The 1,809-nt window shown below is 66.8% G+C and carries 2 protein-coding genes; one reads left to right on the forward strand and one right to left on the reverse strand.

Translation table 11 applies throughout. From position 1 onward, the window contains the following. The coding region (locus tag Q0112_RS07350; protein ID WP_297973376.1) for a DUF3141 domain-containing protein at positions 1-1,202 on the reverse strand (1,202 nt) is incomplete at its 3' end. Positions 1,203-1,372: 170 nt separating this feature from the next. On the opposite strand from Q0112_RS07350, the gene Q0112_RS07355 reads away from it, so the two are divergent. Continuing rightward, a partial coding sequence (locus tag Q0112_RS07355) for a hypothetical protein (protein WP_297973377.1) occupies positions 1,373-1,809 on the forward strand: 437 nt, incomplete at its 3' end.

The raw sequence follows: 1,809 nt of genomic DNA on the forward strand, positions 1-1,809 counted from the left end.
TCGTAGAGACCGGGCGGCAGCACGTCGATCAGGTCGATGTTCGAGGCGAACTCGTCATGCTCCTTCCGGGCGACGCCGGCGGAGACGAAGATGCCGAGATGGCCGACCGTGTCGTGGACGGTGTAGACGATGGTCTGGCCCCAGGCGCGGATGTCGTCGACGCTGTCGTAGAGGTCGAGGATCCAGTCGAGCGCCTGCTGCGGCGGGGTGATGTTGTCGCCCCGGGAGCAGAAGACCACGATCGGTGAGCGGATCGAGCGGAGGTCGATCGCGGTGCCGTCCGCGGTGCGGATGTCGCCGGCGGCAAGGTGGTTGCCGACGAAGAGCTCGTCGACGATCCACTGCATCTCCTCGGCGTTCAGCGTGACGTGGCCGCCCCACCATTCCTCGAACTCGAGGTAGCGCTCGGGCTCGGTGTCGATCTTCGACCAGAGGTTGTACTGCTTGGTCCAGAGAGTGTTAGCCGGGTTCTGGTTCTCGAAGTTCTGCACCAGCCAGGCGCCGTCGAAGATGCCGGCGCCGAGGTCGCCGGTCAGCGCCGTGAGCCAGGAGCCGCCGAGGAGGCCGCCGGTGTAGCGCATCGGGTACTGGCCGCGCGTCCCGGCCCAGTAGGAGAGCGGGGTGCCGGCGATGATGATCGGTCCGAAGAGCTCGGGCCGCAGCGCGGCGAGGATCATCACCGCCCAGCCGGCCTGGCAGTTGCCGATGACGCTGGGCTTGCCTTCGGCCTCGGGGTGGCGGGCGATGACGGTCTCGAGAAACACCGCTTCGGCGCGGGCGATGTCCTCGATGGTCTGCCCGGGCACCGGGTCCGGCAGGAAGCCGATGAAATAGGCGGGGTGCCCGGCCTTCATCGCCACGCCGATCTCGCTGTCGGCCTTGAAGCCGCCGATGCCCGGGCCGTGGCCGGCACGCGGGTCGACGATGACGAAGGGACGCTTCCGCGCGTCGATCGCGACGCCCTCGGGAGGGACGATGCGGGTAAGCAGGTAGTTGACCGGCCGGGCGAGCTTGCGGCCGTCGACGAGAAGCTCCGCCTTGTAGTCGAGCACGTTCGGCGCGACCTCGGCCGCGTGCTCTTCATATTGCGCGGCGCGGCGGCGCATGACGTCGAGGAAGAGGATCGAGCGCTGCCAGCTGTCGATCAGGTATTCCGCGGCGGCTGCCGGGTTCGGAAGCTCCGGGGTCTTGGGCTTGGCCATGATGCATCCCTCTCGTCCGGGGGGCAGGCGGACATGTCGGCCCCCCGTGTGCAGGCGCGAAGGGCGCGCGTCAAGCGGCGTCCGGGTGTACGCAACTGTATGTTACATTCCCCTCGGTGAGGCGCTGAGGTAGAAGGGCGGCAGCGTCCGAGCGAAGGAGAAGTGTTGCCATGGCCGACAAGACCGATCCAAAGGGGGTTCCGCTATCGGCGGAGGCGCTCCGGATGTCCATTCTCCAGAAGGAAATGGAGAAGATGGATGTGGAGCGAAAGGCCCGGGAGGCCGAGGAGAAGAAGGTCGCCGACTTCACCCGCGACTTCCTGACGAATCACGTCGGCGAGGAAGAGATCGCCATGGTGCGACGTCTGGTGGCGAACGCCGTCAAGGACGGGAAGTTCGAGGCGATGGTCTACAGCTTCCCGTCCGAGCTTTGCAGCGACAGCGGGCGCGCGATCAACAACAACGACCCGCGCTGGCCGGAGACGTTGCAGGGCAAGGCGAAGGAGTTCTTCGAGCGTTACGAGACGCTCGCCAAGCCGCAGGGGTACAGGCTCAAGGCGATGGTCATCAACTTCCCCGGCGGCATCCCGGGCGACATCGGCCTGTT

Origin of the sequence: uncultured Amaricoccus sp., assembly GCF_937858865.1 — a bacterium.
GTDB lineage: Bacteria > Pseudomonadota > Alphaproteobacteria > Rhodobacterales > Rhodobacteraceae > Amaricoccus.